Genomic DNA, 21,511 nt, shown 5'->3' with positions numbered 1-21,511 from the left:
GGTGTGAAAGGGGGTGCCGCTTAGACGATGAAGACGACGACGAGTGCGAGGATAACGATCGTCTCGGGAAGGACCGTCAGGATGAGCCCGTTGACGAACAGATCCTCGTCCTCGGCCATCGCGCCGACGGCGGCCGAACCGATACCGCGCTCGGCGTATCCCGCACCGAGGGCCGCGAGCCCGACAGCGAGGGCTGCTGCGGCGCTAGGGTCAGTGAGCGTTCCACCAGTGGACAGTACGGCATTCCCGAGTTCGTTGGTAGCTTCAAGCATTGGTAGTAGTTACGGTTGCTCGTCTCCGAACAGTTGCTATTTGCCGCCACAGTGGTCATAAAGCTTCCCAAAACGACCGAATAGCGCGGGCGAAACGACGCAAAAAGCCGCGACTGATGGAGGTGCCATCCCGCCGGAATCGCGGGACGAGTGCACAGCATTCCACAGATTCGTGACAGTTCGACGAGCGCGCTCGGAAGCGTGCCCGGGGGGAGAGCCGCTAGTTATCCTCGGCGGTGTACTGCCGTTCGTAGCCGAACGGGAGGTACGTGTCGCCGCCGCCCTCGTAGAACTTCCCGAAGAACTCGACGTACTCGAGACGGATTCCCTGAATGCCGGCGGCCGTGATGCCGAGCAGGAGCACGACGATGTGACCGATGATGGCGACGACGACGCCGCCGAGCAGCGCGACGACGCCGACCGCGCCGATCGAGGCCGGGTCGAAGGCGGTCGTCATCCCCGCGAAGACGAGTTCGTACGAGTCGGGCTGCGCCTGCACTTCGGCGAGCCGCTCGGCGCTGAAGATGAAGTGGAAGCTCCCCGAGCCGCCGTTGTCGATGTACGCGCCGAACGCGAGCAGGTTGACGGCGAGCGCCATTCCGCCCTTCGCGAGCAGCACCGCCATGAGCCGGGCGTACGAGATGACGTTGACGACCGGAGAGAGCACCTCGGCGAGCTCCGCCGGCTCACCGATCGCGAGCAGGACGACGCCGAGTCCGGCGGCCACGAGGCCGGCGATACCGACGGCGACCGGGAATCCGGAGAACGTCACCGCGCCGAGGGTGAGCACCGAGACCGACTCGAAGAGGAAGTCGGGCTTCGGGCCGGGGACGTGCTGGCTGAAGATCCACAGCCACGCGCCGTTGAGCAGGAGCAACCAAGACGCACTCTCGTATATCGCGTGCTTGAGGTCGTGCTGTTGGAGGTTACTCACGAACGAGAGGACGTACCCCGCGTTCAGGTGAATGAGTCCGAACACGACGCTCACCACGAGCCACGACAGCGCCCAGTCGAGGTCGGCCGGTGAGAGCCCCTTCGCGACCGGCCACGAGTCGATGCCGAGCAGCGGGTACGCGTGGTATCCGAACAGGTCGATCCCGTAGTAGATACCGAAAAGCACCGTGAACAGACCCGCCCAGATAGCGACCGCGCCCATCTCCCGGAAGGCGCCGTCGTAGTTCGCGTACAGGAACCATCCGATACCGGCGTACAGCACGCCGTACCCGATGTCCCCGATCATCAGGCCGAACATGAACGGGAACGTGAGGAAGACGAGAAGCGTGGGATCGAACTCCGAGTACTTCGGTCGGCCGAACCCCTGCACGAGCAGCTCGAAGGGACCGGCTGCGCTCCCGTTGTTCTGGACGACCGGCGGGTCGTCGCTACCGTGGGTCGCGTGACCGCCGTCGGTGGCGGCCTCGCGCTCGACGTCGTCCGCGTCTGCGGCGTCGGCACCGGCGGTCGAAGCCGCCGCGGCTCCGCTCGCCGAGCCGTCGCCGCCGACCGCCTCGGTGTGGTGGTCGCCGTCGGGCGTGAACGACGCGCGTTCGAGCTCCTCGACCTCGGCGTGGTCGCCGACCGTCTCGTCGATGGCCGCCTCGAAGTCGGCGTACGTCTCGGTCGGGACCCATCCCTCGGCGATGAACGCGTTCTCGGTGGTCGCGAAGGAGAGCGGTGCCTCCTTCTTCTGCGCCTCGATGGTGAGCTGCTCTTCGGCGCGCAACAGGAAGCCGGCGGCCTCCTCCTTCACGCTCGCGAGCTCGGCGTCGACAGCCGTCAGATCGCTCCGTAGGTCGTCGCGCTCGCGTTCGAGCTCGGCGACGTATTCGGTCGGGCTGGCTTCGGCGTCCGGAACCTCGAGCAGCGCGATGTCGACCCCGACGAGCGAGTCTTGGAGAACCCCCTCGTCCGCGTCTGCGGCGGGCCGAGCGAAGATCGCCACGACGTTGCCGCCGGCGAACACGTCGAACGCGTCGATCCCGTCCGCGTCGGTGAGCGCCGCCTCGACGGCGTCGGGTTTCGCTTCGCCGACGACGACTTCGAGCGACTCGTAGCCGCCGAGCAGATCGAGCTCGATTCCGAGCTCCGCGAACGGCTCCATCCGGTCGATCTCCTCCTGCCGGTCGCGGATCTCCGCTCGGAGCTCGTCGTGCTCGTCGTTGAGCGCGTTCACGCGCTCGCGGACATCAGCGAGTTCGGCTTCGAGCGCCGCGTCGTCGAGCGCGCCGCCGACCTCGATCTCGTCGCCCTCGACGTCGAGAATGCTCTCGAGCGATCGGACGGTGACGAGTCGCTCGTTCACCGCCTCCGCGCCGTCGAGCGACTCTCCGGGTTCGAACCCTTCGTAGCGCTCGTCGTAGTCGGTGACGTGCAGGGAGTGGTGTTCGTACGTCGCCTCGATCACGTCGTCGATGACGCGCTTCGAGCCCGTCACCGACACCTTGCTCATCCGCTCAGGCCTGAGCATCCACCGCCTCCTCGGCTTGTTGGTTCACCGCTTCTTCGAACCGTTCGACGGCGTAGTCGACGGCCGATTCCACGCGGTCGCGGGCCTCGCGTTCGAGCTCGTCGCGGTCGGCACGACCCGATTCGAGGATCTCCTCGCGGCGTTCCTCGATGTCCTCGCGGGCCGCCTCCAGCCGCTCGTCGGCCTCGGAGTCCGCCTCTTCCTCGGCCTCGGCGCGGATCTTCTCCGCGCGTTGTCGAGCCTCGGCGAGGCGCTCGTCGGCGTCCGATTCAGCCTCCGCGATGATCTCGTCCGCCTCCGTTTCAGCCTGCTTGATCCGGTCGAGCACCTCTGGTCTCGCCATACTACTAATCGCCTGAATCTCTACCAGCGACGTATAAGGTGTTTGCGAAAATCTGCGGGATTTGCGGCGGGCTCCGCGGCGGATTTCGGGCTGATCCCCCGTCGTCGGCCCGATCGAATCCGCGTGCTGCCGCCTACATTTAAGTACCAGTCGCCGGACCGTCACCGTATGACAACGGTGTATGCGGTCGCGTCGGCGAAAGGTGGGGTCGGGAAGACCACCACGACCGCGGCGATCGCGACGATACTGGCCGACTCGGGCGCCGACGTCGTCGCGATCGACGCCGACATCGGCATGGCGAACCTCGCGGCGGCCGTGGGCGTGACCCCCGGCGAGACCACCCTCCACGACGTGCTGGCTGGGGAGGCCGAGCCGCTCGACGCGGTTTACGAGGGGCCGTCCGGGCTTCGGGTCGTCCCGGGAACGGCGGACCTCGACGCGTACGCGGCGGCCGATCCGTCGGTCCTCGGCGCGGTCGTGTCGGCGTTCGACGACGCCGACTACGTGTTCGTCGACGCGGGCGCCGGGCTCTCGCACGACTCGACGCTCCCGCTCGGGCTCGCCGACGAGACGCTGCTCGTCTCGACGGCCGAGCGGAGCGCGCTCGGCGACACCGATAAGACCCGGCAGCTGACCGAACGCCTCGGCGGTACCGTCGCCGGGGCGGCGATAACGCGGATCGATGCCGACCATGCGGCTGGCGGGGAAGCCGACGGCGCGGACCTCGTCGCCGAACTGCTCGACGCGCCCGTGCTCGGCCGGATCCCCGAAGACGAATCGGTCCTGCGGGCGGCCGACGCGGGGGAGCCGCTACCGCTGTTCGCGCCCGACGCGCCAGCGACGCGGGGGTACCGAGACCTGACGCGGGCGCTGACCGGCGCCGAGATCGACGGCGACGGGCTCTCGACCGGTGTGGCAAACGACGAGGCCGAGCGCGGCGACGCCGAACAGCCGTCCGACGCAGACGACGGCGCCGAGGGACCGGAATCGATAGCTGCGGAACACGAGGAGAGAGGCGACTCTGAGGGAGGCGACTCTGAGAGAGGCGACGGCGCTGAAGCAGACGACGACGAGGACGGCATCGTCGCCGACGAGTCACCGGTCGCAGACGACGATTCGGCGGCCGAACGCGACACAGCGGGGAGCGAGCCGTCGGCAGCGCCGGACGGTCCCGGTAGCGAGGTCGCGGACGAGACCGAGATGGTCGGTGAAGACCACGTCAACGGCGACGACCTCGAAGCGATGATCGAAGCCGACGACGACGAATCCGCGGCGTTCGATGACCGAGAGGCCGATACGGCCGACGAAAGCGACGAGAACGACGAAAGCGACGAAAGCGACATCGATGAGGCTGATGAAAGCGAGGCCGACGAAAGCGGCAGAGACGACGAAGCGATCGCAGACGCCGACGAGGTCGCCTCGCGGGCGAGGGAGGGTGAAAGCGAGACGGTCGCGGGCGACGAGACGGCCGATAGCAACGAAACGAGCGATATCGACGACGAGTTGGTCGGGAGCGTCCCCTTCCGTGACGACGACACCGGAACGATGAACACGGCGCTCACGGGCGACGAGGCGGCGGCAGCGGGCGACGACGGGGCCGCCGACGAGGGCGACAGCGACGATGGAGACCGTGAGGGACGCGAGAGGGACGACGAAGAACGCGACGATAGAAGCGAGCGAGGTGACGACAAGAGAGGCGGGTTCCTCAGTCGGCTGTTCGGTCGGTAAGCGTCGGATCGGAGATAACGGGGACGAAGATGCCGGAGCTGGTCAGGCTTCCGACGGCGCCTCCGCGCGGTCGCGGATCAGCTCGCGGATCTCCTCGGGATCGGTGATGTCGGCGAGCTCCTCACAGGAAACCAAGGCGGTGCCGTCGACCGAGTCGCGCCTCTCCTCCTCCTCGGTGAAGTAGACGGAGCGCGTCTGTGCCACCTCGCCGATCGAGGACATGATTTTTGCGCGCTTTTCCGCGGCGGGCGTGAACGCCGAGTGACCCGTGAGCACGCGTGTCACGGCGCTCTCCTCGTCTTCGGAGACGGCCTTAAACGGAGCGCGCGCGGTCGGGTGGACGGTGAACCCCGCGCTCGTGAGCACGTGGAGGACGTGTTCGTCGTCGGGGTCGGTCTCCGGCGCGGAGGGGGTCGGCTCCGCGTCTCGGACGTCTCTCGCCCCGGTGAGCACGTCGACCGGGCTGGAGAACGGCTCGTTGAACAGCTCCTCCAACTGGATCGCGACCTCGATCGAGGCGTTCATCCCGTCCTCGTACTTCGAGACGGTGCGTCGGGAGACGCCGAGCTCGGTCGCGAGCCGACCGAGCGACCAGCCGCGCTCCTCGCGCTCGTCCGCGAGCAGATCGCCGTCGAGGCTGACGTAGAGCCCGCCGGGGGCCGCGTAGATCAGCGGCGGCATCCCCTCGACGAACAGGTCGTACCCCGTGTCGGGGTTGAACACCGGAACGCCGTGTCTGAAGTAGACGACGCCCGGTTTCAGCTCCTCGTCTCTGGTCCGGATCCCGATCACCATCGGCGTCGCCTGCAGGTACTCGCCGAGCCGCCGCATCTCCGCGCCGGTCTCGGAATCGAGGGCGTCGACGTTGCCGAGAATTTTTAAGAGGACGAGATCCTCGCCGCGTCGGGCCGCCACGTCGAAGCTCTTGGGCCGGACCGCACACCGGTCGCTGACGAGGAAGCCCGCGTCCTCCAGCATCGCGGTGACGTTTTCGATCAGCGCAGTCCGGGACATAGTCGACATAAGCGGGTCGCCGTATATATACATTGTGTCAGTTGTATACGCGCGAAACCGCTGCCCGCCTGCGGTTTTGCCGATCCACTGGGCGATGCGGTTATATATTTGATTGACTCTCGGTCCCGGTCGAGTCCGGCGCCGATACGCGACATCGGGACGCCGATCGACCGCAGACCGACGCCGATCGACCGCAGACCGACGCCGAAACCGGTTTGGTCGGCAGCGAGAAACCCCTCCCATGCCCATCGTCGCCGTCGACGACACCGACTCCCGCGAGCGCGGAATGTGCACGACGTACGTCGGCGCACGCCTCGCAGAGCGGCTCGACGCCGCGGGCGGCCGCGTCCGACGGCGGCTCCTCATCCGGCTCAACCCGGCCGTGAAACACAAGACGCGAGGCAACGCCGCCGTCGCGCTACACGTCGCCGGTATCGACGGTGACACCGCGTTCGCCCTCGCGTCGGAGACGGTCCGGGAGTTCGCCGCAGCCGACGATCCCCGGACCTCGCCCGGAGTCGTCGTCGCCGATGTCGATCTGCCGCCGGGCGACAGTGGCACCGCTCCCGACGGCGTTTCCACCTTCGACGACATCGCCGTCCCCGACGGCGTGGCCGCGTTCGCCCGGCGCGCGCTCCGACACCGCCTCTCGCTGGACGAGGCGCTGACGCTCGCGGACCGACACGGATTCCGACACGCGGCGTTCGGTGAGGGGGGAGCGGGAACGGGGGCGAGTCCGGGCGAAGCCAGCCCGGACTCCGGCGCCGTCGCGGGGCGCGGGCGGATCGGCGCGCTCGCGGCGATCGGTGCCGCGGTAGCGTTCGACGACTGGACCGTCGAGCGCATCTCCTACCGCGAGCTGGATCGGTGCGGAACGCCCCGCGACGTCGACGTCGAGAGCGTCTTCGCCGCCGCGGACGAGTGGTACCCGACCGTCTGGGACACGGTCGATCGCGAAACCGGTGCCGCCGTCTGCGTCCCCAACGCCCCCGGACCGATCCTCCACGGGATCCGCGGCGACGACGCGGCCGCCTGTCGGGCCGCCGCGGCGGCGATCGAGAGCGAACCGGTCGAGCGCGCCGCGACGTTCCTGACGAACCAGGGCACCGACGCCCACCTCGCGACCGGGGCGATCGGCGCGCTCCGAGACGGAGCCGGCTATCGGGTGGACGGAGTCGTCGCGAGCGAGCCGGAGACGAAACGCGGGGGGCACGTCCACGTCGACGTCGTACCTCCCGGAGCCGCCGCTGTTCCGCCCGGCGCCGACGACGCCGAGTCGGCCGTTACCGACGCCGAGACGACCGCTCCAGAACGCCTCCGGTGTCTCGCGTTCAAGCCGACCGGCCGGTTCCGCGACCGCGTTCGCGCGCTCCGCCCCGGCGACCGGGTGACGCTGTGCGGCGAACACGAGTTGCGGGACGTGGGCGGGAGTCGGCGGTCGACGCTCAAACTGGAGAAGTTCGCCGCCCGCGGGCTCGTGCGAACCGAGCCGGCGGTCCCGACGTGTCCCGACTGCGGGCGCTCGATGTCCTCGGCGGGGCGGGGGCAGGGGTACCGCTGCCGCGACTGCGACACCGCCGCGCCGGGGAAGGTCGACCGGGAGATCGACAGGGGGCTGGAGCGCGGCTGGTACGAGGTGCCGCCGAGCGCCCGGCGCCACGTCGCGAAGCCGCTGGTCCGGGGCGGGTTCGACGCGCCGATTCACCCGGAGCGGTGAAGTGGTCTCCCGTCGAGACATCGAGCATGGCCGGAATCGTGTTCTACGCGACGGAGAACCACGACGCGGTCGTCGACTTCTACCGCGAGACGATGGGCGCAACGGTGGAGATCGAACAGCCGGACTGCACGATCCTGCGCTACGACACCCTCCTGTTCGGCTTCTGTGCTCGCGACGAGACGGACCGTTGCGGGACACTCACCTTCGTCTACCCCGACCGCGACGGGGTCGACGACGCCCACGAGCGGTTGGCCGAGACCCCGACCGCGACCGTCCGCGACGCCCCGCACGAGAACGAGCGGTACGACATCTATCAGTTCTTCTTCGAGGACCCAGACGGACGGACGGTCGAGTGTCAGGCGTTCCTCGACGCGGCGGTCGACCTCTCGTGAGTTGGGGGTCGTGAGAGCGCGTCGAGTTCGAACGATCGCGGCACAGAATATCGGCGTCAGTCGTCGAGATCGCGCTCGTCTCGCCACGTCGCGGCGCGGGCGAGCGCCGCCTCTCGGTCGTCGAATCGCTCGCGTTCGTACGCCGACTCGTCCGTCGCCTGTTCCATCACGTCGAGGCGAACCACGAGCCCCCCGTCGCCGCGCTCGCGGACCCTGACCGTGGCGTACCCGTCGGACCGCTCCCACTCGGTGACGACGTCGTCCTCGCGTTTCAGTGACCAGCTCATATCTCCACAAGACCCGCGCCGAGGCTAAAGGGCCGCGGTTCGCCGGCAGGAAGGCGTCAGGTGGGGTCTGTGTGGCTGGATCGGCGCAGCGGTCCGTATCCGGACAGCCGCCAAACTCACCGGTCGCCGTCGAGGGGGTTCGACGAGTGCCGACAGAACGGACACACCGAGTAGCCGAGCGTGTCGTAGGGTACGGCCGCCGAGGGTGCGGTCACGTCGCAGTTCGGGCAGTCGAACATCGACGCGTTCTCTGTGCTCATACGACACTCCACCACAACTACGCATATGGTTATGCGGTGCCTGCGGCTCGCGTAACGACTCCGTACTTATTTGCGACAGCCGCGCCGAGCGCGTGCATGAGCGAGACCGGCGACGAGGGGACGGACGTGTACGCGGACCGACGCAAGCAGGCGGCGACGCGGCTTCGAGAAGCGAACGCGAATGGACTCGTGTGTGTTCCGAGCCGGAACCTCCAGTATCTCACTGGGTTCGACGAGGAGCCGGGCGAGCGACACTTTCTGCTCGCGATACCGGCGGCACCGGATCCGGACGCGGAGAACGGCCCCGTCATGCTCGTCCCCGCGCTGTACGAGACGCGGGTTCGCGAGGAGACGTCTGTGGAGGACGTGCGGACGTGGGCCGACGGCGACGATCCGGTCGCGGCGGTCCGGCGCCTCCTCGCAGACGTCGGGTTGCGAGAGGGTCGCCTCCTCGTCGACGACACGATGTGGGCGACGTTCACACAGGATCTCCGGACGGCCGCGCCCGACGCGACGTGGGGGCTCGCGAGCGAGGCGCTCGCGGAGCTGCGCGTGCGGAAGGACGACGCGGAACTGGCCGCGATGCGCGCCGCGGCCGACGCCGCTGACGCGACCGTGACCGACCTCCGCGAGCTCGGCGCTGGCGCGGTCGGGATGACCGAACGCGAGCTGGCGACGTGGATCGGCGACCGCCTGAGCGCCCACGGCGGGGACGGGGTCTCCTTCGAGACGATCGTCGGCGCGGGACCGAACGGCGCGAAGCCCCACCACGGCCGCGGCGACCGCGAGATCGCCGCGGGCGAGCCCGTCGTGCTCGACTTCGGGACGCGCGTCGACGGGTACCCGTCGGACCAGACGCGGACGCTCGTCTTCGACGGGGAGCCGCCCGAGGAGTACGAGCGGGTCCACGCGGTCGTCCGCGAGGCGCAGGCGGCCGCGGTCGACGCGGTGGAGCCGGGCGCGACGGCCGAATCGATCGATCGGGCCGCCCGAGACGTGATCGAGGGAGCGGGGTACGGCGACGCGTTCGTCCACCGGACCGGTCACGGCGTCGGCCTCGACGTTCACGAGGAGCCGTACGTCGTCGCCGGCAACGACCGCGAGCTCGAACCGGGCATGGTGTTCTCCGTGGAGCCGGGCGTATACCTCGACGGGCGCTTCGGCTGCCGGATCGAGGATCTGATCGTCGTGACCACCGAGGGGTGCGAGCGACTGAATCGGACGGACCGCGGCTGGCGATGAACTGACCGTGGGGCCGGTCCGTCCGTGAGCGATGAGAACGAAACGGGGAACCGGCGCGTCAGTCGTCGTCGACGCGCGAACGCGGGAGTCGTGTGCCTACCCCCAACCGGAAATTACTGCCGATTAACATAGTCGTGTTACCGAATTATTTCGGGTGACTACTTCGGAGCCGTGGTTCGGGGGCTGCCGCGGTCGCCGTCCCGCTCAGCGCGGGCGACACGTCCGGTTCGCATCGAAACCATTAGTGTCGCCGGAGCGGAACCGCGGGGTATGAGCGACAACGAGGAGGCGGAGGCCGGAGAGGCGGAGGCCGAAGAAGCCGAACCGGCCGTCGAACTCGGCGAGGGACCGGACGTGGCGGGCGAGCCGATCGCCCGCGTCGCGTCTCGTCTCACGTGGCCCGCGAAGCGCAGCGACGTGCGCGCACAGGAGGGTGATGCGGTGATTCGAACGCCCGAAGGCGCGCGCGACCTCGACAGCGTGCTCGCGGACGCCGAGGTGCCGCTGTTCGAGAGTCGAAGCGAGTTCGTGGCGGCGGTCGAGGAGCTGGTCGGTCGCGGACCGGTCGCGACAGAGTGAACCGCCTCGGGGTCACGCCCCGAGGCACTCGCCTTGCGTATCTGTAGATCGGCGCCCGTCGATTTTTTGGTCGAGCGCCCCGGAGTCAGTGTATGGCGATCCCTTTCGATCCCGACGAGCTTGACCCCGAAGACTACGGCGAGAAGCGAGCGACGCTCGCCACCGACCACGAGTCGGCCATCGAACGCGTCCGAGAGGTGTGTGCCGACGCCGGGTTCGGCGTTCCCGTCGAGTTCTCCCCGTCGGAGCTGCTCAACGAGAAGGTCGACGCCGACCGCGACCCGTACTACGTGCTCGGCGCCTGCAACCCCGCCGTCGCCGACCGCGCGCTCGACGCGACCGACGGGCGTATCGGCGCGCTGTTCCCCTGTAACATGGTTATCCAAGAAATCGCCCCCGACGAACAGCTCGTCTACCACGTCTCGATCATGAAGGTCGCCCGGCTGCTCGGGTTCTCCGTCGACGACGAGGAGATGGACGCGATCATCGACGACACCGGCGAGATGGTCGAGACCGTGTTCGCGGAGCTGGAGGCGTAGGCGACGGCGGCAGCAGACACTTATACCGAACAAAGGCGGTGGCGCGTGCCTCCGAGCGGTTGCCACCGGCGACCGCGAGGAGCCCGCGCGAGGGAGGCGGACCGGCGCATCTGCGCCGGTCCGACGAGGCTGGGGAGGCGTGAGGTGCGGTGCGGTTGCGGTCGGGGAGGGACCCAAAGGGGCAGTCGCCGGCGGCTCTGCCGCCGGCTGCCAGAGGCGCGAAGCGCCTCGCTGTCACCGGCGCTATGCGCCGGTTGCAAGCGAGAGCTCCGCTCTCGCCCTGTCGCGAGGACGGCGCAGGCGTTCACGAGAGCAGAGGCCTCGTGAGCCAATCAGAACGCTTCGCGTTCTGATGACGACGTAACACTGGAAGGAGCGAACGGAGTGAGCGACTGAAACGCGCAACGAGCGTGCGCCGTCCTCGCGGCTGGGGCTTTGGCGGTGTTCACCGAGGATCTCCAGTCAGCCACTTATAAATCAACGACCGAGCCTCAGTCCGCGGCCTCGGGCTCGCTCGGCGCGGCGACCCCGTCGAGCCGCGACACCGCGAACCGCTCGAACGGCTCGGAGTACTGCATCAGCGTCGTGCCCAGGATCGCCATCACGAGGACGTACCCGACCGCGAAGGCGTTGATCGTCGCCGCGAGTTCGGGGTCGAACGCACCGGCCTCCGCCCCGGTGATAGCGATCGTCGCGATGATCAGCGAGAACTCCCCGCGAGTCGTCATCCCGAGCCCGACCCGCGTCGACCGCCGGGTGTCGAGACCGAACGCGCGACCGCCCAGAAACCCCGTCACGAGCTTCGTCGGCGTGGTCACGAGGACGGCCAACGCGATCAGCGCGGCGACGCCGCCGAACAGGAGCGGGTCGGTGACCAACCCGATCCAGAAGAAGAACACCGCGGCGAAGGTGTCACGGAGCGGTTCGAGCAGCTCTTCGATCTGATGGACGTGCTCCGTGGACGAGAACGCCATCCCGACGAAGAAGGCGGCGACCGCCTCGCTGACGCCGAGCGAGAGCGCCGCCCCCGCGATCAACACCAGCACGCCGACCGCCCGGAGCACGATGGACTCGTGGTTGTCGGTCTCGACGAGGTGGGCGAACGCCGCGGTGCCGAAGTACACGAGAAGTAGGAGCACGAGGATAAAGGCGAGCGCGATCCCGATGTCGAACGCGGCCGCGGCGACGCTGCCGCCACCGAGCACGATGGCGGACGCGACCGCGAGGTACACCGCGATGAACAGGTCCTCGTAGACGAGCGTCCCCAGCATCGGCTCGGACTCGTCGTTCGCGATCCAGCCGAGGTCGATGAGCGACTTCGTGATCACCGCCGACGAGGAGATGTAGATGATCCCGGCGATCAGAAACGCGGGCAGGAACGCGCCGAAGACGAGCCAGCCGATGACGAAGCCGGCGCCGAAGTTGGCGAGGTCGATCGTTCCCGCGGTCCCGATCTCGGTGCGACGATCGAGCAGGCGGTCGAGGTTGAACTCTAAGCCGAGAAAGAACAGGAGGAAAACGATGCCGAGCTCCGCCCCGATCGTGATGAACTCCGACTCGGGAACGAACACCGTTCCGAGCATCGGCAGCGCGACCCGACCGAGGACGTACTCGCTGAGGACCATGCCGACGACGATATAAAACGGGATCACCGACTGACCGAGTCGGTTCGCGAGCGCACCGACGCCCGCGATCGCCGCGAACATGATCCCCAGTTCGAGGAGGGCGTCAGCCACCGGCTGGCACCTCCTGACCGGTACCGTCGCTGCACCGAGACCCGGTCATTCCGAGAGGATCTCCTCGAACGCCGCGCAGTTCTCGCGGGTGCCGACGCCGATCAGGGTGTCGCTTTCACGGAGCGTCGTGGAGGCGTCGGGGCTATCGATGACGTCGTCGTCGCGCTGGATCGCGACGATCGCGAGACCGGTGCGGTTGCCGATGTCGGCGCTCTCCAAGCTTTCGCCGATGAGCGGCGAGCCGGGAGGGAGCTCGTACCACTCCAAGAGGATCCCGCCCGGAAGCGTCGTCTCCTGTGTGTCCGGTTCGATCGGCTGGAAGTACGCGCCTTCGATGATCGAGCCGATAGTGCGAGCGAGGTCGTCGTCGAACTCGAACACCTTCTCGGAGTCGGCGTCCCGCTCCGGTCGGTAGAACAGCTCGCGTTTACCCGTGTTGTGGATGACGACGATCATCTCGCCGTCCTTCAGTTCGATCTCGAACTTCTTCCCGACGCCCGGGAGGTCTGATTCGGTGATCGTCATATCGGCGAGAGTGCACCCACGGTAATAGAAGTGTAGATCGGTTGGCTACGGTGTCGCCGACCGATCGACCCGAACCCCCGCGTCCGACGGGCGTCAGCCGGCGCACCAAACGCTAAGTGCTGCGGGGTCGATGAGAGAGATATGTGGCGAGCCCGGAGAAGCCGGGACCGGCGGACGGTGATCTGCATCGCGTGTGGGGACTCGGTGCTCCGCGAGGACGCGCGCGAGTACGACAAGGAGGGCGACCGCTGGAACCGGCGCGACAAGGAGTTCGAGTACCTCTGTACCGACTGCGACGACGACATCTGTCACCAGCCCCGCGACGGGCTCGAATCGCTGATCCTCTCGTTCGAGTCCGACGGCCTCACGCGGGAGGAGTTTCTCGACCGATACGCCGCCGCGGTCGACGCTTCAGAATCGACGACACGATCCGAGCGCGACCGATAGCCCGCGACGCGACTCCGCTCTGTTATCTCCCGCGTGGTCGCCGCTCCCCGACAGGCCTTTCTAACGGACCCGCGTTGGTCACCGTATGTCAGACGACGAGCCGAAGCCGGGCTCCGCGGAGGACCAAGGCCCCGTGACGATCACGGAGGCGCTCGCGGACCGCCTCGCCGAGAAGCGGACGGAGCTGTTCGAGGAGTTCGAGATCCGCGACGAGTTCCCGAACGAGGTCCTGCGCGAGGCCGAGACCCGGACCGAGGGCGTGTACGACGAGATCGAAGCCGAGATCGACGAGCGGCGGGACCTCCGGGGGCTCACCACGTGGACGACCGACCCGGTCGACGCACAGGACTTCGACGACGCCATCTCGATCGAGCGCGAGGAGGGGGCCTACCGGCTGTGGGTCCACATCGCCGACGTCACCCACTACGTCACCCCCGACACCGCGATGTGGGAGGAGGCCGTCGAGCGGGCCAACACCGTCTATCTCCCCGATTACACGATCCATATGCTCCCGCCGGTGCTCGCCGAGACGGTCTGCTCGCTCGTCCCGAACGAGGACCGGCTCGCGCACACCGTCGAGATGGAGATCGACGACGAGACGCTCTCCTTCGAGGACATCGAGATCTACAAGTCCGTCATCAACTCGGACGAGCGGCTCACCTACAAGCAGTGTGAAGAGCGACTTGAGGACCCCTCGCTCCCGCTCGGCGAGGAGAACACGCTCGCTTTCGAACTGGCCGACCGGATGCACGAGCAGCGCAAGGAGGACGGCTCGCTCGTGTTGAATCCCAGCCGCGACCACGCACACACCATCATCGAGGAGTCGATGCTGAAAGCGAACAAGGCGGTGACACACACCCTGATGTGGGACCGCGGCGTCGAGGCGATGTACCGCGTCCACCCGCAGCCGACCCCGGACCAGTGGAGCAAGGCGCTCCAGGAGATCCAGGACCTCGACGGCGTCTCGATCCCGGGCGACGCGTGGGGCGGCGACCCGCGAAAGGCCGTCAACGCCGCCCTCGAAACCGCGCCGGACCGCCAGCTCAACAAGATCCAGCGGGCCGTGCTGAAAGTGATGCCCCGCGCGAAGTACATGAACGACCCGTTCGGCGGCCACCACGCGCTCAACTTCGACATCTACGGCCACTTCACCTCGCCTATTCGGCGGCTCTCGGACACGATCAACCACTGGATCGTCCACGAGAACGACGTCCCCGAGAACCTGATCGAGCTGTGCGACCACGCCAGCGACAAACAGAAGGACGGCGAGACCGCCGAGCGGCTCTACAAGCAGTTCCTTCAAGAGCAGGGGCTCGACCCCTACGCGGTCAACAATCGCGGCGTCGAGGTCGTCGAGGACCCGGGCGAAGCGAAGCACACGGTCTAGCGCAGGGAGGCGACGGCCGCTCTCTCGACGACCGCCGAAGCCTATAGGCCGCCGGAACCCGTACGAAGAGTATGACTCATCACGACCACGACGAGAGCCACGGCGTCCGCGGAGGCGGTTCGGCGCGTGAGCGGACCCGGTCCGAACGAGAGGCCGAGCGGGCGGCCACGCTCGGCGGGTTCGCCGGCGCGGTGCTCGGTGCCCGCGGCGGACCGGTCGGAGCGGGGATCGGCGCGCTGGTCGGCGGATCGACCGGCTACGCGGTCGGCTACGCGATGAGCGAGCTCGAGCACGCCCGAGACGACACCCGCGAGACGACCCTGTCGGAGTACGAGACGGTGGACGTCGACGGGGACGACGAAGACGACGGACCCGTAACGATCGCGGTCAACGAGGGTGAGGACGACGAAGACGACCGCGAGGGACACGGCGAGTCCGACGACGAGGAGTGAATCGCGGCGCGTCGGCCTCGACGCTCGGGTCGTCCCTGCCGACAGCCGAATATTGATACCCGCCGCTGTGCACGCCTCCGTATGGTTACAGATCGAATCGTCGACCACTGCGAGACCGTCGACGGCGACCGTCCGGACCTCCCGGACCATCTTCTCGACTGGTTCGCCGTGACGATCGGCGGGGCCGCTCACGCCGATTCTTCTGAATCGATACTCGAAGGGGTCCGAACGCTCTCGGGCCCGGCGCCCGACCCCGATACCGACGCGACCGCGACCGTCCTCCCGACCGGCGAGCACATGACTCCCGCGGACGCCGCACTCGCGAACGGCGCGCTCGCACACAGCCTCGATTTCGACGACACGCACCTCCCCTCCTCGTTGCATCCCGGCGCGCCGACGATCGCCGCCGCGCTCGCGGCCGCCGAGGGCGCAGACGCGAGCGTCGACCGGTTCCTCGCGGGCGTCGCCGCCGGCTACGACGTCGCCTGCACCGTGGGGGAGCTCGTGGGGCCGGACTCGCACTACGACCGCGGCTTCCACGTGACCGCCACGTGCGGGACGTTCGGGGCCGTCGCCGCCGCGGGAGTCGCCCGCGACCTCGACGCCGACGCGCTCCGGAACGCCCTCGGGATCGCGGGGAGTCAGGCCGCCGGCTCCCTGCAGTTCCTCGCGAACGGGGCGTGGAACAAGCGGCTCCACCCCGGGCTCGCCGCCCGCCGAGCGATCGAGGCGACCGACCTCGCCGCGGCGGGCGTCGTCGGCGCCGCCGACCCGATCGAGGGCGACCACGGTTTCCTCACGGGATACACCGACGGCCCGAACCCCGCGGCGATCGATCGACTGGAGTCGCGGGACGCGGTCGCCGAGACCGGTCGCAAGCCGTACCCGTGTTGTCGCTACCTCCACGCCGCGATCGACGGGCTCCGAGAGATCTCCGACGCGGTCGACCCCGGAGACGTGACGGCGGTCGAGGTCGCGATCCCGAGCCCGGGCATCCGGCTCACCGGCGACCCGATCGAGGCGAAACGCCGCCCCGAGAGCTTCGTCGACTGCCAGTTTTCCGCGCCGTTCGCCGCCGCCCTGACGCTCACGGAGGGGTCGGCGGGCGCCGAGCCGTTTCTCCGGGCCGTCGGCCGGTTCGATGACGCACCCCGGTGGAACGATCCCGAGACTCGTCGGCTGATGGACGCGACGCGCGTCACGACCGACGAGGGAGTCGAAGAGCGGTTCCCCAGCGAATGGGGTGCCGAGGTCAGCGTGACCGCCGACGGCGAGACCCACGAGCGCTCCGTGCGGAACCCGCTCGGCGAACCGGAGACGCCGATGTCGACCGCGGAGAGCCGTGCGAAGGTCGAGGGATTACTCGCTGGAACCGGCGTAGACGCCGAACGGCTCGCTGCGGTCGTCGAGTCGCTCGCGTCGGCGCCCGGAGCGGGCGCGGGGCGACCGACGGTTGCGGAGCTGGTGGACGCGGCAACCGAGTGAGAAGGCAGGCTGTCGAAACGGCTGCTATCGCTACTCGCCGTCGCCGTTCGGCTTGCCGACGATCACCGGGCGGTCGGCGTTGAGCAGGACGGTCTGGCTGACGCTGCCGAACAGCGCCTTGCCGACCGGCGAGCGCTTCCGCATCCCGATGACGATGGCGTCCACGTCGCGGTCGCGGGCGACCGACTGAATCGCTTCTGCAGCGTCGCCCACGTGAAGCACGCGGTCGTTCGCGATCCCGAGCGCGTCGAGCTCTGCCTCAACGAGTTGGAGCGAGTCCGGAACCCCACGAAGCTCCTCGATCGATTCGTTGATGTCGTCGATAAGCGCCGATCCCGCCTCGTCGGCCGGCGCGTCGACGGCCTCGTACACGTGTAACACCGTCGCTCTGATCTCGTCCGGGTCCACCGGAAGCGACTCCAACAGCTCCACCTGTGAGCGAGCACGGCCCTCCTCGATATCGATCGGCAGCAGGACGTGATACATACGCCACGATTACCCACGTGTGTTCTTAAATACCGCCGTCCGAGCGGCGCGTCGCCGGTCAGTCTTGACGCGTCGCGAAGCGGGTGACCGCGACCGCCGACAGCGAGCCGAGCGTCGCGATGGACGCGAGGACGAAGAACAGCTCCTGTGGACCAGCACGAGTGAGCACCGTTCCCGCGAGCGCGGCCCCGAGTGCACCGACCCCGAAGATGCCGAGGTACGTGTAGCCGAACGAGATGCCGCGGGCCTCGCTTGGCGAGTACGCGGCCACCGTCGCCTGCGAAAGCGGCTGAACCGTGAACAGCGCGACGCCGAGCAGCAACGAGACGACGACGAACGTCGCGGTAGTCGCGCCCGCCGGAACGAACAACAGCGCGAGCACCGCTAACACGGCCATAACCGCGATCAGTCCTCGCTCCGGCAACATCCGGTCGGCGATCCGACCGCCGAGGTACTGGCCGAGCACGCCGACCGTGAGGACGGCGACGTACAGGTATCGACCGACGTCGAACTCGTCGGCGTAGGGGCTCTCGGGGTCGATGAGTTGCACGTCGATCAGTCCACCGAGCACGTCGCCGAGCAGATCGGGGAGGAACGTGAGGAAGGTCCGGTAGTAGAGCCCGCTGAACGTGACGAACGCGAAGACGACGAGGAAGCCGCCCGCGAGCAGGATCCGCGTGTCGTCGGCGATCGTCGCCAGCGAGACCTCGCCTTTAGTGCCCCCCTCGCTCGCCGCGTCCGACGAAGACGAGGCGTCGTCCGGGAGCGCCGCTCCGACGTCGACGGTGAGTCCGTAGGCCGCGACCGCGAGCGCGGGAAGCGTCAGCGCCGCCGCGACGACGCGCCAGTCGAACGCTAACAACAGCAGCGCGGTCGCCAGCGGGCCGAAGGCGATCCCGAGGTTGCCGCCGATCCCGTGGTAACCGAGCGCGGTTCCCCGCTTGTCGATCGATTTCGAGATCAGCGCCAACCCCGCGGGGTGGTACACGCTCGCGGTGACGCCCCAGACGGCGATCGCGACCGCGAGCGTGAGGAGGTTCGGTGCGACGCTCACGAGGAGAAACGACCCGGCCATCCCGCCGAGACAGGCGAGGATGAGCGGCTTGGAGCCGAACCGATCGACCAAGATACCCCCGGGGAGCGCCCCGACGCCGAACAGGCCGTAGCCGATCGTGACGATGAGACCGAGCGCCGCCGCAGTCGTCGAGAACTCCGCGATCCACACCGTCAACAGGATCGGTATCGAGAGCTCGTACGTGTGGACGAGCCCGTGCGACCCGGCGGTGAAGGCCACGATCCGTTGCTCGTCGGCGTCCATTGAGCACGGGTTCTCCGTGGTCCCTGATAGGTCCGGGGGTAGCTGCCGAGGTTGCCGCGACGGCGGGGCGGTACCGGCGGTAGCGACCGACAGAATTCGGTGAGAAACGGCGGGTATCGGGTCCCGACTCACTCCGCCATCGCCGTCTCGCCGACCGGCGGCTCCGAGCGGATGACGGAGACGACGAGGACCGCGGCGACGAGACAGACGCCCGCGAGCAGCGTCCAGCTCGCGCGGTAGTCGAGCGTGTCGGCGAGGTAGCCGAAGGCGGGCGGCGCGAACAGCGCCCCCGAGGTCAACGCGAGCTGGCATCCCGCGGTGGCGCTCCCCATCTGCTCGGCGGGGACGAGCGTCGCCATACACGAGTAGTAGACGCCGGTGAACCCGAGCACGAAGAAGCCGAGCACCGCGAACGCGATCCCGGCGTTCGCCGGCGTCGTCGTCCGGGCAACGACGAGGAACAGGGCCGCGCTCGCAAGCGTCTGTACCAGCAATATTCCGCCGATCCGGGTCTGCGGATCGCCCGGGAGCCGGTCGGAGAGCCACCCGCCGAGGAGCCGACCGCCGCTGCCGAACAGCTGCACGATAGCGAGCACGACGCCGCTGAACGCGACCGACGCTCCGATCGATTCCTCGACGTACAACACGGTGTAGCCGGTCGTGGTGAACAGCGCCGCGCCGAGGAACAACCCGGAGACGGCGAGCAGCATGTACGGTCGGTTACTCGCCAACCCCCGGAGATCGGGATAGCTGGTCGTCCCGCCGCCCTCGCCACGATAGAGAACGTAAAACCCGACCGCGACGACGATTCCGAGAGTTGCCGCGATGAGGAAGCCGATCTCCCAGAAGAAGTACCCGGCGAGCCCGGTGACGAGCAGCGCGCTGATACCGCTCCCCCCGGTGACACCGACTTGTTTTATGCCCATCGCCATGTTCTGTCGGCCCGGTTCGACGCTGTCGTACACGGCCTTGTTCGTCCCCGGCATCGCGGTGCTGTACACCGAGCCGAGCAGGAAGACCGCGGCGAGAAGCAGCGCGTACGTGGGCGCGCCGGCGACGAGAACCATTCCGGCCGAGAGCCCCACGAGCCCGAGAGAGAGCGTCCGCCGTTCGCCGAATCGGTCCGTGAGCGCACCCACCGGAAGGAGAAACATCGCGTAGCCGAGGGTGAGCGTCGTGACGACGATCCCGACCTCGAACCGCGAGAGCCCGAAGGCGTCGCGGAAAAAGGGCGTCGCCGCGAACACCGTGTAATAACAGATACTCGCCGACACCTGCCACAGCGTGACCAACGACACCGTCCGCCAGTAGGAACGGTCCATCCACCGTCAGGCACCACAGCCCGATTCATAAGCGGTCCGCTCTCGGCAACCCGGACCGTGGCGGAACTCGTGTCAGGCTGCCAATTCCGGGCACGGATCGCCACGACGCGAACCCTTATCAGACGAGGTGGTGCAGGTCATCGTATGCCACAAGACTGGCGCGATTCAGTCGCGCTCACCGAACAGCAGTCGTTGGTTCGGCGGAGCATTCGCGACCTCTGTTCGGAGTTCGACGACGAGTACTGGCGGGAGTGCGACCGCACGGCGACGTACCCACAGGAGTTCGTCGACCGGCTCGCCGCGGACGGCTGGCTCGGAATGCTGATCCCCGAAGAGTACGGCGGGGTCGGGATGTCGACGAGCGAGGCGGTCGTGATGATGGAAGAGATCGCGGCCAGCGGCGGCGGGTTCTCCGCGCCGCAGGCGATCCACGGCGGGATCTACAACTCGGTGCCGATCGTGAAGTACGCGAGCGAGGAGATCAAAGAAGAGCTGCTTCCGAAGGTCGCCGCGGGAGAGGAGACGATCCAAGCGTTCGGGTTGACCGAGCCGAACGCCGGCTCCGACTCGACGGCGATGACGACTCGGGCCCGACGCGACGGCGACGAGTACGTGATCAACGGCGAGAAGGTGTGGATCTCCCGCGTCGAGGACAGCGATTACCTCGTGTTGATGGCGCGGACGACCCCGCGCGAGGAGGTCGAGAAGCGAACGCGCGGCATCTCGATGATCCTCGTCGACCTAGAGGACGCGTACGCGGACGGACTGGAGATCGAGTCGATTCCGAAGACTGCGAGCCGAGCGGTCCACTCCTATCAGCTCTTCTTCGACGACGTCCGCGTTCCGGCGAAGAATCTCATCGGCGAGGAGGGACAGGGGTTCTACCAGGTACTCGACGGGCTCAACGAGGAGCGGCTGGTGATCGCCGCCGAGTGCTTGGGGCTCGGCGAGACCGCGCTCGAGAGCGGGATCGCGTACGCCAACGAGCGCGAGGTGTTCGGCGGGCCGATCGGGGCGAACCAAGCGATCCAACACCCGCTCGCGGAGGCGTACGCCGACCTGCTCGCGGCCAAGAAGGTGATCTACGACGCCGCCGACCGCCTCGACGACCTCGATCGAACCGAGGCGGGCGCAGAGGCGAACGTCGCGAAGTACCTCGCCGCCGAGGCGGCGTTCGACGCGGCCGACGCCGCGGTCCAGACCCACGGCGGCTTCGGCGTCGCCCGCGAGTACGACGTGGAACGCTACTTCCGCGAGGCGCGGCTGACGCGGCTCGTCCCCGTGACCCAGCAGCTCGCGCTCAACTACCTCGGCGAACGGGTGCTCGGACTGCCGCGGTCGTACTGATCCACCCAGTTCCGGCCAGTGCAGACAGAGCGACGATCGGTGGCGGGAGTGAGTGTTACAGATTGGTTGCGGCGATACGGCATTTAATTGACCGTGAGCGATGGCGGCGATCGTTTGTAAGCGAGCGGCTGGGCGTTGGAGGTGTGTACCGCAGAGTCGTCAAGTG

The 21,511-nt window shown here is 68.1% G+C and carries 22 protein-coding genes; 11 read left to right on the top strand and 11 right to left on the bottom strand.

Annotated features, from left to right (window positions below; translation table 11 throughout):
- Positions 1-20: 20 nt before the first annotated feature.
- The 3 genes from ACNSN4_RS01265 to ahaH all read right to left on the bottom strand — a co-directional run bounded on the left by ACNSN4_RS01265 (position 21) and on the right by ahaH (position 3,082).
- Positions 21-272: an ATP synthase subunit C-like protein gene (locus tag ACNSN4_RS01265; RefSeq protein WP_418283953.1), complete on the bottom strand. Its 252-nt coding sequence runs from the start codon at positions 270-272 to the stop codon at positions 21-23.
- Positions 273-492: 220 nt separating this feature from the next.
- Entirely contained in the window at positions 493-2,721 is a 2,229-nt protein-coding gene (locus ACNSN4_RS01260) for a V-type ATP synthase subunit I (RefSeq protein WP_418284345.1), read from the bottom strand.
- Positions 2,722-2,725: 4 nt separating this feature from the next.
- Entirely contained in the window at positions 2,726-3,082 is a 357-nt protein-coding gene (gene ahaH / locus ACNSN4_RS01255) for an ATP synthase archaeal subunit H (protein ID WP_418283952.1), read from the bottom strand.
- A gap of 168 nt (positions 3,083-3,250) precedes the next feature.
- Here ahaH and ACNSN4_RS01250 point away from each other — a divergent pair, with 168 nt between their 5' ends.
- Entirely contained in the window at positions 3,251-4,810 is a 1,560-nt protein-coding gene (locus tag ACNSN4_RS01250; protein WP_418283951.1) for a nucleotide-binding protein, read from the top strand.
- 42 nt (positions 4,811-4,852) lie between these two features.
- Here the strand turns inward: ACNSN4_RS01250 and ACNSN4_RS01245 are convergent, their stop codons facing one another.
- Positions 4,853-5,824 carry a transcriptional regulator gene (locus ACNSN4_RS01245; protein WP_418283950.1) on the bottom strand — a complete coding sequence of 324 codons (972 nt, stop codon included), beginning with the start codon at positions 5,822-5,824 and terminating at the stop codon, positions 4,853-4,855.
- A 241-nt stretch (positions 5,825-6,065) separates the two neighbouring features.
- Between ACNSN4_RS01245 and ACNSN4_RS01240 the strand changes: the two genes are divergently transcribed.
- Both ACNSN4_RS01240 and ACNSN4_RS01235 read left to right on the top strand, forming a co-directional pair.
- Entirely contained in the window at positions 6,066-7,541 is a 1,476-nt protein-coding gene (locus ACNSN4_RS01240; RefSeq protein WP_418283949.1) for a TiaS agmantine-binding domain-containing protein, read from the top strand.
- 26 nt (positions 7,542-7,567) lie between these two features.
- Positions 7,568-7,933: a VOC family protein gene (locus tag ACNSN4_RS01235; RefSeq protein WP_418283948.1), complete on the top strand. Its 366-nt coding sequence runs from the start codon at positions 7,568-7,570 to the stop codon at positions 7,931-7,933.
- Between the two features lie 56 nt (positions 7,934-7,989).
- On the opposite strand, the gene ACNSN4_RS01230 is transcribed toward ACNSN4_RS01235, so the two are convergent.
- Both ACNSN4_RS01230 and ACNSN4_RS01225 read right to left on the bottom strand, forming a co-directional pair.
- Positions 7,990-8,220, bottom strand: coding sequence for a DUF7543 family protein (locus ACNSN4_RS01230; protein WP_418283947.1), 231 nt, complete (start codon positions 8,218-8,220; stop codon positions 7,990-7,992).
- 116 nt (positions 8,221-8,336) lie between these two features.
- Positions 8,337-8,480 carry a hypothetical protein gene (locus ACNSN4_RS01225; RefSeq protein WP_418283946.1) on the bottom strand — a complete coding sequence of 48 codons (144 nt, stop codon included), beginning with the start codon at positions 8,478-8,480 and terminating at the stop codon, positions 8,337-8,339.
- Positions 8,481-8,576: 96 nt separating this feature from the next.
- Between ACNSN4_RS01225 and ACNSN4_RS01220 the strand changes: the two genes are divergently transcribed.
- From ACNSN4_RS01220 to ACNSN4_RS01210, 3 genes are all read left to right on the top strand, one after another.
- Positions 8,577-9,722, top strand: coding sequence for an aminopeptidase P family protein (locus ACNSN4_RS01220; protein ID WP_418283945.1), 1,146 nt, complete (start codon positions 8,577-8,579; stop codon positions 9,720-9,722).
- Positions 9,723-9,992: 270 nt separating this feature from the next.
- Positions 9,993-10,301, top strand: a complete 309-nt coding sequence (locus ACNSN4_RS01215; protein ID WP_418283944.1) for a DUF5789 family protein — start codon at positions 9,993-9,995, stop codon at positions 10,299-10,301.
- Between the two features lie 92 nt (positions 10,302-10,393).
- A complete protein-coding gene (locus tag ACNSN4_RS01210) occupies positions 10,394-10,840 on the top strand; it encodes a DUF302 domain-containing protein (protein ID WP_418283943.1) in 447 nt (148 codons plus the stop codon).
- Positions 10,841-11,331: 491 nt separating this feature from the next.
- On the opposite strand, the gene ACNSN4_RS01205 is transcribed toward ACNSN4_RS01210, so the two are convergent.
- The gene (locus ACNSN4_RS01205) at positions 11,332-12,546 is read right to left on the bottom strand and encodes a cation:proton antiporter (RefSeq protein WP_418284344.1); all 1,215 of its coding nucleotides are present in this window, start codon (positions 12,544-12,546) and stop codon (positions 11,332-11,334) included.
- Between the two features lie 75 nt (positions 12,547-12,621).
- Positions 12,622-13,101, bottom strand: coding sequence for a cation:proton antiporter regulatory subunit (locus ACNSN4_RS01200; RefSeq protein ID WP_418283942.1), 480 nt, complete (start codon positions 13,099-13,101; stop codon positions 12,622-12,624).
- A 141-nt stretch (positions 13,102-13,242) separates the two neighbouring features.
- On the opposite strand from ACNSN4_RS01200, the gene ACNSN4_RS01195 reads away from it, so the two are divergent.
- The 4 genes from ACNSN4_RS01195 to ACNSN4_RS01180 all read left to right on the top strand — a co-directional run bounded on the left by ACNSN4_RS01195 (position 13,243) and on the right by ACNSN4_RS01180 (position 16,872).
- Positions 13,243-13,548: a DUF7562 family protein gene (locus tag ACNSN4_RS01195; RefSeq protein WP_418283941.1), complete on the top strand. Its 306-nt coding sequence runs from the start codon at positions 13,243-13,245 to the stop codon at positions 13,546-13,548.
- Between the two features lie 85 nt (positions 13,549-13,633).
- Complete coding sequence (locus ACNSN4_RS01190) at positions 13,634-14,935, top strand: RNB domain-containing ribonuclease (protein ID WP_418283940.1); 1,302 nt, start codon at positions 13,634-13,636, stop codon at positions 14,933-14,935.
- 71 nt (positions 14,936-15,006) lie between these two features.
- Positions 15,007-15,387, top strand: coding sequence for a glycine zipper domain-containing protein (locus ACNSN4_RS01185; protein WP_418283939.1), 381 nt, complete (start codon positions 15,007-15,009; stop codon positions 15,385-15,387).
- Positions 15,388-15,468: 81 nt separating this feature from the next.
- Positions 15,469-16,872 (top strand): MmgE/PrpD family protein, encoded by a 1,404-nt coding sequence (locus ACNSN4_RS01180; protein ID WP_418283938.1) that lies wholly within the window; start codon positions 15,469-15,471, stop codon positions 16,870-16,872.
- A 30-nt stretch (positions 16,873-16,902) separates the two neighbouring features.
- Here ACNSN4_RS01180 and ACNSN4_RS01175 read toward each other — a convergent pair whose 3' ends face one another.
- The 3 genes from ACNSN4_RS01175 to ACNSN4_RS01165 all read right to left on the bottom strand — a co-directional run bounded on the left by ACNSN4_RS01175 (position 16,903) and on the right by ACNSN4_RS01165 (position 19,998).
- Positions 16,903-17,358: a universal stress protein gene (locus ACNSN4_RS01175; protein ID WP_418283937.1), complete on the bottom strand. Its 456-nt coding sequence runs from the start codon at positions 17,356-17,358 to the stop codon at positions 16,903-16,905.
- A gap of 58 nt (positions 17,359-17,416) precedes the next feature.
- Positions 17,417-18,676 (bottom strand): MFS transporter, encoded by a 1,260-nt coding sequence (locus tag ACNSN4_RS01170; RefSeq protein ID WP_418283936.1) that lies wholly within the window; start codon positions 18,674-18,676, stop codon positions 17,417-17,419.
- Positions 18,677-18,804: 128 nt separating this feature from the next.
- Entirely contained in the window at positions 18,805-19,998 is a 1,194-nt protein-coding gene (locus tag ACNSN4_RS01165; protein WP_418283935.1) for an MFS transporter, read from the bottom strand.
- Positions 19,999-20,142: 144 nt separating this feature from the next.
- On the opposite strand from ACNSN4_RS01165, the gene ACNSN4_RS01160 reads away from it, so the two are divergent.
- Positions 20,143-21,345, top strand: coding sequence for an acyl-CoA dehydrogenase family protein (locus ACNSN4_RS01160; protein ID WP_418283934.1), 1,203 nt, complete (start codon positions 20,143-20,145; stop codon positions 21,343-21,345).
- Positions 21,346-21,511 lie beyond the last annotated feature (166 nt).

This window comes from Halorubrum marinum (genome assembly GCF_048381195.1).
In the GTDB taxonomy this organism is placed as follows: Archaea; Halobacteriota; Halobacteria; order Halobacteriales; family Haloferacaceae; genus Halorubrum.
The sequence above is the reverse complement of the archived record's forward strand: the minus strand, read 5'-3'. Positions and strand labels throughout refer to the sequence as shown.

What these genes read in the sequence shown, in the direction of transcription:
- ACNSN4_RS01260 (WP_418284345.1), bottom strand. Translation starts at nt 2,721, where the DNA reads ATGAGCAAGGTGTCGGTGACGGGCTCGAAGCGCGTCATCGACGACGTG.
- ahaH (WP_418283952.1), bottom strand. Translation starts at nt 3,082, where the DNA reads ATGGCGAGACCAGAGGTGCTCGACCGGATCAAGCAGGCTGAAACGGAG.
- ACNSN4_RS01230 (WP_418283947.1), bottom strand. Translation starts at nt 8,220, where the DNA reads ATGAGCTGGTCACTGAAACGCGAGGACGACGTCGTCACCGAGTGGGAG.
- ACNSN4_RS01250 (WP_418283951.1), top strand. Translation starts at nt 3,251, where the DNA reads ATGACAACGGTGTATGCGGTCGCGTCGGCGAAAGGTGGGGTCGGGAAG.
- ACNSN4_RS01215 (WP_418283944.1), top strand. Translation starts at nt 9,993, where the DNA reads ATGAGCGACAACGAGGAGGCGGAGGCCGGAGAGGCGGAGGCCGAAGAA.
- ACNSN4_RS01245 (WP_418283950.1), bottom strand. Translation starts at nt 5,824, where the DNA reads ATGTCCCGGACTGCGCTGATCGAAAACGTCACCGCGATGCTGGAGGAC.
- ACNSN4_RS01175 (WP_418283937.1), bottom strand. Translation starts at nt 17,358, where the DNA reads ATGTATCACGTCCTGCTGCCGATCGATATCGAGGAGGGCCGTGCTCGC.
- ACNSN4_RS01210 (WP_418283943.1), top strand. Translation starts at nt 10,394, where the DNA reads ATGGCGATCCCTTTCGATCCCGACGAGCTTGACCCCGAAGACTACGGC.
- ACNSN4_RS01205 (WP_418284344.1), bottom strand. Translation starts at nt 12,546, where the DNA reads ATGTTCGCGGCGATCGCGGGCGTCGGTGCGCTCGCGAACCGACTCGGT.
- ACNSN4_RS01200 (WP_418283942.1), bottom strand. Translation starts at nt 13,101, where the DNA reads ATGACGATCACCGAATCAGACCTCCCGGGCGTCGGGAAGAAGTTCGAG.
- ACNSN4_RS01235 (WP_418283948.1), top strand. Translation starts at nt 7,568, where the DNA reads ATGGCCGGAATCGTGTTCTACGCGACGGAGAACCACGACGCGGTCGTC.
- ACNSN4_RS01185 (WP_418283939.1), top strand. Translation starts at nt 15,007, where the DNA reads ATGACTCATCACGACCACGACGAGAGCCACGGCGTCCGCGGAGGCGGT.
- ACNSN4_RS01220 (WP_418283945.1), top strand. Translation starts at nt 8,577, where the DNA reads ATGAGCGAGACCGGCGACGAGGGGACGGACGTGTACGCGGACCGACGC.
- ACNSN4_RS01160 (WP_418283934.1), top strand. Translation starts at nt 20,143, where the DNA reads ATGCCACAAGACTGGCGCGATTCAGTCGCGCTCACCGAACAGCAGTCG.
- ACNSN4_RS01195 (WP_418283941.1), top strand. Translation starts at nt 13,243, where the DNA reads ATGTGGCGAGCCCGGAGAAGCCGGGACCGGCGGACGGTGATCTGCATC.
- ACNSN4_RS01225 (WP_418283946.1), bottom strand. Translation starts at nt 8,480, where the DNA reads ATGAGCACAGAGAACGCGTCGATGTTCGACTGCCCGAACTGCGACGTG.
- ACNSN4_RS01190 (WP_418283940.1), top strand. Translation starts at nt 13,634, where the DNA reads ATGTCAGACGACGAGCCGAAGCCGGGCTCCGCGGAGGACCAAGGCCCC.
- ACNSN4_RS01165 (WP_418283935.1), bottom strand. Translation starts at nt 19,998, where the DNA reads ATGGACCGTTCCTACTGGCGGACGGTGTCGTTGGTCACGCTGTGGCAG.
- ACNSN4_RS01265 (WP_418283953.1), bottom strand. Translation starts at nt 272, where the DNA reads ATGCTTGAAGCTACCAACGAACTCGGGAATGCCGTACTGTCCACTGGT.
- ACNSN4_RS01180 (WP_418283938.1), top strand. Translation starts at nt 15,469, where the DNA reads ATGGTTACAGATCGAATCGTCGACCACTGCGAGACCGTCGACGGCGAC.
- ACNSN4_RS01170 (WP_418283936.1), bottom strand. Translation starts at nt 18,676, where the DNA reads ATGGACGCCGACGAGCAACGGATCGTGGCCTTCACCGCCGGGTCGCAC.
- ACNSN4_RS01240 (WP_418283949.1), top strand. Translation starts at nt 6,066, where the DNA reads ATGCCCATCGTCGCCGTCGACGACACCGACTCCCGCGAGCGCGGAATG.